This is a genomic window from Pseudoruminococcus sp., assembly GCF_047012705.1.
Taxonomy (GTDB): domain Bacteria; phylum Bacillota; class Clostridia; order Oscillospirales; family Acutalibacteraceae; genus Pseudoruminococcus.
In genome coordinates, this window is record NZ_JBKXNW010000001.1 from 282365 (window position 1) to 290452 (window position 8088).

General features: G+C 36.8%; 7 protein-coding genes. 3 read left to right on the forward strand and 4 right to left on the reverse strand.

Annotation, left to right across the window (positions count from 1 at the left end):
• Positions 1-159 precede the first annotated feature (159 nt).
• The 3 genes from ACLU24_RS01320 (at position 160) to ACLU24_RS01330 (ending at position 2961) form a co-directional block, all read left to right on the forward strand.
• Positions 160-1494: a hypothetical protein gene (locus ACLU24_RS01320; RefSeq protein ID WP_412609750.1), complete on the forward strand. Its 1335-nt coding sequence runs from the start codon at positions 160-162 to the stop codon at positions 1492-1494.
• 126 nt (positions 1495-1620) lie between these two features.
• The gene (locus ACLU24_RS01325) at positions 1621-2055 is read left to right on the forward strand and encodes a hypothetical protein (protein WP_412609752.1); all 435 of its coding nucleotides are present in this window, start codon (positions 1621-1623) and stop codon (positions 2053-2055) included.
• Between the two features lie 75 nt (positions 2056-2130).
• Complete coding sequence (locus ACLU24_RS01330; protein WP_412609754.1) at positions 2131-2961, forward strand: hypothetical protein; 831 nt, start codon at positions 2131-2133, stop codon at positions 2959-2961.
• A gap of 176 nt (positions 2962-3137) precedes the next feature.
• On the opposite strand, the gene ACLU24_RS01335 is transcribed toward ACLU24_RS01330, so the two are convergent.
• From ACLU24_RS01335 to ACLU24_RS01350, 4 genes are read right to left on the reverse strand one after another with little or no spacing between them, the layout of a single operon-like run.
• Positions 3138-3962 (reverse strand): putative RNA methyltransferase, encoded by an 825-nt coding sequence (locus ACLU24_RS01335; RefSeq protein WP_412609756.1) that lies wholly within the window; start codon positions 3960-3962, stop codon positions 3138-3140.
• 36 nt (positions 3963-3998) lie between these two features.
• A complete protein-coding gene (locus tag ACLU24_RS01340; RefSeq protein WP_412609758.1) occupies positions 3999-4457 on the reverse strand; it encodes a GtrA family protein in 459 nt (152 codons plus the stop codon).
• Positions 4458-4469: 12 nt separating this feature from the next.
• The gene (locus ACLU24_RS01345) at positions 4470-5981 is read right to left on the reverse strand and encodes a DUF4340 domain-containing protein (protein WP_412609760.1); all 1512 of its coding nucleotides are present in this window, start codon (positions 5979-5981) and stop codon (positions 4470-4472) included.
• A complete protein-coding gene (locus ACLU24_RS01350) occupies positions 5978-7744 on the reverse strand; it encodes an Rqc2 family fibronectin-binding protein (protein ID WP_412609762.1) in 1767 nt (588 codons plus the stop codon). The genes ACLU24_RS01345 and ACLU24_RS01350 overlap by 4 nt, the downstream gene beginning before the upstream one ends.
• Positions 7745-8088: the final 344 nt, after the last annotated feature.

Here is an 8088-nt window from a genome sequence, read left to right on the forward strand (position 1 = left end):
AAGAACGAAAGTGTTCTTTCAAATTATAAAAGTTCTTAAAAAAATAGAACTTTAGTGTTGACAAATTTCATTGAAAATAGTATAGTTAAATAAAGTACAAAAGTTCTTATTTTATTAAGAACTCTAATACTTAATATTATCATTTATGGAGGAATTATTATGAAATCAAGCAAAAAGCAAAAAATCCTTGCAGTTATGCTTGCGGCGAGCCTCGTTGCAGGCACAGCAACAGCATTGTCGCTTACCGTTTCCGCTAAAAATACTATTGCGGTTACATCAGAAAACGGAAGCTTAGTTAATGCTATTGACCTTAAAACTGATGGTACAAGCTATGACGGTACAATCAGTTCTTTTGAAGACTACCAATATTATAAGGTAGTTATTGAGGAAGATGGTGCATTTACTGTTAAATTTACAAATTCTAATCCTAATCTCGATGCAACTCTCAAGAGCGAACTTTATAATGAAGATTTCTCTGTGCAATACGATAGTATTGAAAACAGAACCGACGGCACGCCCAAAACAGAATCCAATACTTATTATCTATATAAAGGTACATATTATTTAAAAGTTTTGGGATACCATTATTATGCTGATGATAAAATAGACGAGCCGACAGCTTATAAAATCAATGGTACATTTAAGAGTGCAAACTCTAATGTAAATACTCCAAACGAAAGCCCTGATAAGGCTATGGAAATAAAAATAGATACAAAATATAATTCTATTATTGAAGAACAACAACCTGATTATTGGTATAAATTTGAAGTAAACAAAAAAGCAAAATATACATTTGTAAACACATCACAAATCACATATATGAATTACAGATTTACTGATAAAGACCAAGTGGTACTTGATTATAACACTATGTCTTCGCCTGCTGGTACATATGAAATAGAGCTTGATAAAGGTACTTATTTTATAGAAATTAGCGGTGGAACAATACAATCAGCAGGTATGTACACTTTCTATTACTATGAAACTGCTAAAGGCGACCCATTTGTACATGAACATAGTTACAGCAAAGACTGGAAGTATGACAGTGAAAGCCACTGGCACGAATGCTCCTGCGGAGAAAAGACTGATATAGCAAAACACGACCTCGAAACAGTAATTGACAAAGAAGCAACAACTACCGAAGAGGGTTCCAAGCATGATGAATGCATTATTTGTGGATATAAGGGCGAAAGCCAAATCATTCCTATTAAGGAAGATTCAAACCAAGAATCTAGTCAAGAATCCAGTCAAGAATCCAGCCAAAATTCAAGTAAAGAACCAATCTCCGAACCAAGCGAGCCAGTTTCAGTTCCAAGTAACCCTAGTGATGTTCCAAGCAAAGAACCAAGTGTAGTAAGTAACACCGGCAAACCTGCTGAAACAGGCAAGGGTGTAAGTACAGGCGATAGTTCTATGCCTATCACTATCGCTTCTGTTCTTGGCTTAGGTGCTATTACTGCTTTCGTTATAAGCTTTAAGAAAAAACGTTCCTAATTTTATATTGTGATTTCCTATTAATCCCCGATAGCTATATGCAATCGGGGATTTTTGCCTTCTATAAATAATTTCTAAAATTTTGCCTATACTACTTCTATAAAATGAAAATGGAGGCAGAATTTTATGATAGAATCTGATACTATTAAACTTTTAAGAGAGTGCGATGCAGGAATCAAAATGGGCGTAGCAAGTATAGAAGATGTGCTTGACTATGTAAGCAATACCGACCTTAAAAAACATCTTGACCGTTGTAAAAACGACCACGAAAAGCTTGAAAATCAAATTCAGCTTTTACTTGATAAATACCACGATGACGGCAAAGACCCCAACGCTATGGCGAAAAGTATGTCATGGCTTAAAACAAATATGAAGCTTGCCGTTAATGAATCCGACGGCACTGTTGCCGACCTTATTACTGATGGTTGCAATATGGGTGTGAAATCTCTCAGTCGCTACCTTAATCAATATAAGGCGGCAGACGAAACCTCAAAACAAATCACAAAACGCCTTATTGAGCTTGAAGAACATCTTGCAAATAGCGTAAGACCTTTTCTATAAAATAATTGCACAAAACTACTGCTCCCACATAGAATGTTACTGTAATCCATTCTATGAAGGGAGCTTTGTAATTATATGGCAGAAAATGAATTTGATACAAGAGAAGTTAATAACTGCTCTCAAAACAGTGGTTTTAACGAAACCGTTTGCATAGACGCTCAAAGAGTTTATGATTCATGCGGAGATAAGGATTGTCTTGAAGATTTAGAGGTTTATTTCACTCCAACAACGCAAAATATAATTGATAAGGCAACTAATGTAAGACTGCGTGATGTTGAGGTTATAACGGTTCTGCTCGATTTAGAGCCTGTGCCATTCCATAGAGGTTTTTACTCGGTGGATATGACTTTCTTCTTTGATGTATGCCTTGATGTATTTATGCAGCCTGCGGCTGTACCTGTGACGGTTTCAGGTCTATCTGTCTTTAGCAAGAAAGTCATTCTCTACGGCAGTGAAGGAAATGTAAAGGTATTCAGCTCTGATTTTAAGCTTGATGAATTTGACCATCAAAATATGTTTGTGCGTAATCTTCCGAAAGCAACTGTACAGGTTGCCGAACCGATAGCACTTTCGGCAAAACTTTGCGAGAAAAAGAAATGCTGTTCGCCACCTTGCAGAATCCCTGAATGTATCTGCAAAAAATATGGTGGAGAGTTCTCAGGAGAACAATCTGAAAAAGAGGTTCTTGCTACAATCGGTATATTCACAATCGTTCAAATCGAGAGAAATGTGCAGATGATGATTCCTGCGTATGATTTCTGTATTCCTGACAAGGAATGTGTAACCTCTTGCGATAACCCTTGCGAACTTTTCAGCAGAATAGAATTCCCGACAGATGAGTTCTTCCCACCTAAATCAACTGAACTTGACGAGGGCTGTGGTTGCTCATCAAATCATAAAAAATAAGTTTCTTTATAAATCCAAAAATGCTATCACAATCTCAAGGTTGTGATAGCATTTTTATTTTACGGAACCATTTCGGTAGTTTCTTCAACTGCGTCAACAATCTTCCCTAATCCACTACAAGCGAAACTTGTCGCAGGTAGTCACATGACGCAATTCTACATCTCAGGGATAGTTGGTCAGCATTTAGCTCGTCTTACTGTCAGCCAATAGGAAATGGTCAGGCTTAGACTTTCGAGAGAATCCAAACGCTTTCTATGTTCAGGATTTATTCTGCGAATATGTGGTGTCATTTTTAAAAGGGATTTCAGCAAATCACCATTAACATCAATTTTATAGCTAAAATTTTCGCAAGAAATTTCTCTGAATTTCTCTCCACAAGGTGCCGGGTGCTTATCTTGCGGAAAAACCTCATCATAAATAATCTGTTTTAATTCTATTAGATGTTCCGTACCCGCTGTAACCTCGACAATATAACCACCATCACGCAAAACTCTTGCAAACTCATCTTCACATACAAGCGAAAACATCGCTGTTATAACATCAGCACTATTGGACTCAAAGGGCAGATGCGAAGCCGTTGCAACACAATATTCAATATCCTTACCACGAGAACACGCCATTCTTGCAGCATCTTTTGAAATATCTGCACCAACACAATGAGAACCTACTATGTTATCCGCTATTTTGCGCGTATAATAGCCTTCGCCACAACCGACATCTATTATCACAGGTAATTTTTTCTTAGCTGTAAGGGTCTGTATTTTACTTGTAACGCTATTTGCGATTGGCTCATAAAGTCCGCTATTCAGAAAATCTCGGCGAGCATTAAGCATTTCTTTATCGTCACCCGGTTTTAGAGAATGTTTCTGACCTACCGGAAGTAGATTAACATAGCCCTGCCTTGCAATATCAAAGCTATGATTATTTTTGCAGACAAAGCTTTTTTCAATTCTTGCAAGACGCTCTCCGCAAATAGGACAAATATATCTTATATCATTCACAGCAAAATACAACCCCTAATATTCACCTTAGAGCATTTAAGCTTTAGGTTCATTCTTATCCTTTTTGAAAATAACAAACTTACTTGCAATATAGTTAAGTATGACAACTACTACCGCACCGATGAATTTTGCAATAAGGCTATTCCAATTTTCATCAGGACAAAGTGGAACTATTTCTATAAAGAACCATAAAATAATCATTTCTGCTACAAGTGAAAATAATCTTGCAGCAACAAATTCTACAGCTTCAATAAATTTTTTCTTGAAACCTTTTGCCTGAGAATTGAATACTATACTTCTGTTTGTAAAAAACGCAAATATTACGCCTGCTACCCATGCAATACAGTTTGAAATCTCATAATGCACACCCAGAGGAACTGCAAAAATGAAGTAAACTACATAATTTAGGGCAGTTGTAAGTACACCAAAAACCAAATAGAGAATCATTTCTTTATACTTTGTATATAATTCCTTTAATTTGCCTTGTTCTTCCATTTTTAATCTCCTTTATGCTGCTGCTTTACTACTACTATCAGATGTTTCGCTCTCGTCCTTAACAAGAGAATCGAAGTCAGAACCTGTTGCAAGAGATTTTGCACAGTTCGTAAGTTTTTCAGCTGTTTCAAGTTCAGTTGTACCAACAGCTTTACCGTTTAATACTACTATTGCCTTCTTATCGCCATTATAAATTTCAAGAGTATCTGTCGTATCATCAGTATATGTAACCGATACGCTCAAAATAGGCGTTGATTTTTCATCATACTTTGGAATTTTTTCTGTTCTTTCTAAAACAGAAAGATTCTTCATAAATTTAGCTAAAAGATCCGCTTTTACACTTTCATTCTCGCGCTTGACTTCGGTTATAGTAACATCAACACCATTATTATTCTTTTTCACCGTATGGGTAAGTTTATAAGTATCTTTAATCTTTCCATAGGATATTACAGCTAAATCTATTTTTAGTTCATTTGGTGAAAAAATAGTTTTTGAAATCAAATCACTACCGTCGCTACTCATAAAATCTATAACACTATTCTCAACCTTATAAACAATATTTTCTCCATCAAGCATAATATAGCAATTTTTATCTTTATCAGGTTTAGAGACCAGAAGTTTATATGAGTGCATACTTGTTTTTGCCTCTAAAACATAATACGGCTTATCTAAGTTATATTTGTTTAGCTCACTCTCTTTGACGTCTACTGCGGCAACAGAATCTGCAACAAGCGGGAATAATGTAGAATCACGCAAGCTCTCTATTTTATCTGTATCACACGCTGTGGACATTGGAGAGAACATATAATATTCTGAAATATCCGAAAAAGAATTTCTTTCAAATTTGAGGGCAGATTTTCTGCCTGAACCCGATATAGAAATTAAATCAAGCGTTTCATCATCATTAAGACTACTGAAAATGGTTTTATCGAACATCTGAAGCTTTTCAACAAGCATACTATTTATTGAATCAAGGGCAACAACATAGATTTTATCGCTATCGCCCATTCTTACATAGGCACTTTCACCACCCGGAACTTCATTTCCAACTTTTATAGTCTTTTCTGAGCCATCAGAAAAACCTACGGTTACAGTTGCACGAGGTTTATCAAGTCCATAATCAGAATCGGGATTATTATTTGTATTAACTGTTTTAGATGCAACAAGATTTGCACAATCATAAGCAAGAGAATTTGCTTTATCCGCATCTATGGTATACTTATCATAATTCTGCATAGTGAAAATCATTTCTGTTGTTGTAACGGTACTTGTTTCACCACTGCTTTCAACTGTACTCTCAACCTTAACACCATAACCCATAAGAGTATATTTTCCGCCGCTATTATCGACTTCTATTCTTTCAATATTATTTGTAGATTGCTCTATAAGTGTTTTTGTAGTATCAGAGCTTGTACTTGTGTTTTCTTCTTCTTTATTCGGCATTGTAAGAAGAAAAACTAACGCACCGATAAGAACCGCCAAAATTATTCCTGCTATAATAATATATCTAATCTGCTTTTTCATTTATCCGACCTCCCATTTTCCGGAAAATTCTCCATAGGTTCTACATACAAAGTTTTTTGGTTTATATAGATTACCATACCGGGCTTTGAACCCTGCGGCTTAGAAACATAACGGATTTTTGTATAGTCAACAGGAACTTTTCCTGCGTTTCTCGCCTTACTGTGATACGCTGCAAGACTTGCTGCATAAATAATCGTATCGTCATCAGGAGTTTGTCCATTAGTAACTATAATCGTATGCGAGCCGGGAATTTCTTTAGTATGAAACCAAAGGTCGTTTTTATCAGCTTGCTTTAGAGTTAATTTGTCATTCTGGCGGTTATTTCTGCCGACAAGAATAGTAAATCCGCTCTTGGATTTATATTCAAGAGGAGGAAGCGTTGCTTCTTTTTTCTGTTTTTTACGGTTTGTACGGATATAGCCTTGCTCGGCAAGCTCTGTGCGGATTTCATTAAGTTCTCTTTCTGTTTCAGCTCTGCCGAGAGAATCAAGAACAGCTTCAAGATACTGCAATTCCTCGTGTGCCTTCTCAAGCTGAACCTTAAGCATCTGTTCTGCGGTTTTCGCTTTACGATAATCCTTATAATATTTTTGAGCGTTTTGCGTCGGTGAAAGAGCCGGATTTAATTTAATCTTAATTCTGGCAAGGTTTTCATCATAGAAATTCTCTGCCTCGCAAAATTCATCGCCCTTTTTTATTCTATAAAGATTTGCTTCGAGTATATCTCCGCAAATTCTCAAATGCTCTCTATCGACACAAGCAGTAAGTTCTGCCTGCTGTGCAATTATTTTTCGGGAAATTCTCTCACAAAGATTAGTCAGAAGTTTTGATAAATCCTGCGACCTTGCTCTCATTCTCTCGATAGAATCTCGCCTTGAATAAAATTCATCAAGTAAGCTACAAAAACTTTCGGGGTGTTCAATAGAAAAACTATTTCCATATTGTGTTATATCAAGGAATGAAATATCCGTCGGTTTACCTGTGTTATCTTTTATTAGTATAGGCGAACCACTTATATTTTTTGTGGTTTCGATAGTTCTATTTAAGAAATATAGCAAACGCTTTTCATTTTCGGCAGTAAGTTCCTTTGAAAATACATCGTTTCCTCTGCCTGTGAGATGTGCAATTTCTCGGCATATAATAGGCGAAACGCCTTGAACCGTTGCAAGAATAGCCTTAGATAGGTCTGCATTTTTCGGGTAGGCTTTTATTGCTGAAAGCATCTCCTCAGCTGATACTTCAAGCATATTCAGCTTATTCTGCTTTGGTGGAAGTTCATAGCGAACATTCGGCAGTACAAGTCTTTTTGATGACATAGTAGGGTCAACACGCTTTAGTGCGTCAATAATCATACCATCGCCATCTATGAAAATGACATTGCTATACTGTGCCATAATTTCGACAGCAAGTGTCATCATAACTGTATCGCCCAGTTCGTTTTTGCCCTCAAAATCGAGAAAAAGTATTCTTTCGAGTTCAGGCTGACGAATTTCACGAAGTCTTGCTCCTGCAAGCCTTTTTCGCAAAAGCATACAAAGCATAGGCGGAGTTTGTGGATTTTCGGGTGTCTGAGATGTTATATTTATACGGGGACTATTAGCTCTTGCAGAGAGAAGAAGCTTCTTCGAGCCACTATCACGAGAACGCATAGTCAGAACGATTTCATCATTTGAAGGCTGATAGACTTTATCTACACGACTATCGGCAAGAGCCGTTTGTAATTCATTTTTAATGTGGCGTAGGAAAACACCGTCAAGTGCCATAGTAAACCTCCTAATAATTACAAGTAAAATATGCTTAAAAAATCGGTGCGCTGAGAGGTTCAACGCACAAGAATAAAATCATATAAATTAAAAGTTTTGCTCAAGCTTTTTCAAAAGCCTGCGGTTTCCAAAGGCAGCGCCTTTGGTCGCTCTCCGCAGAGAGTGAAACTCTTTAATACTCCTCTAAGCGCAGGAGGGTAGAAAAACATTCCAGTGGAATGTTTTTTGTAGGGAACCCTCGCAGGGGGTTCCCTGACGGCGAGCCGTCTCTCCCAAGACGCGTTCCACTTTTTTGTTAAATTAACGCTTGCTATTCGCGTCTAAGCTTTTAATTAAAAACTTCG

Excerpts from the sequence above, each read along its gene's own strand:
- ACLU24_RS01320 (WP_412609750.1), top strand. The coding sequence starts at position 160 with ATGAAATCAAGCAAAAAGCAAAAAATCCTTGCAGTTATGCTTGCGGCG.
- ACLU24_RS01325 (WP_412609752.1), top strand. The coding sequence starts at position 1,621 with ATGATAGAATCTGATACTATTAAACTTTTAAGAGAGTGCGATGCAGGA.
- ACLU24_RS01330 (WP_412609754.1), top strand. The coding sequence starts at position 2,131 with ATGGCAGAAAATGAATTTGATACAAGAGAAGTTAATAACTGCTCTCAA.
- ACLU24_RS01340 (WP_412609758.1), bottom strand. The coding sequence starts at position 4,457 with ATGGAAGAACAAGGCAAATTAAAGGAATTATATACAAAGTATAAAGAA.
- ACLU24_RS01345 (WP_412609760.1), bottom strand. The coding sequence starts at position 5,981 with ATGAAAAAGCAGATTAGATATATTATTATAGCAGGAATAATTTTGGCG.
- ACLU24_RS01350 (WP_412609762.1), bottom strand. The coding sequence starts at position 7,744 with ATGGCACTTGACGGTGTTTTCCTACGCCACATTAAAAATGAATTACAA.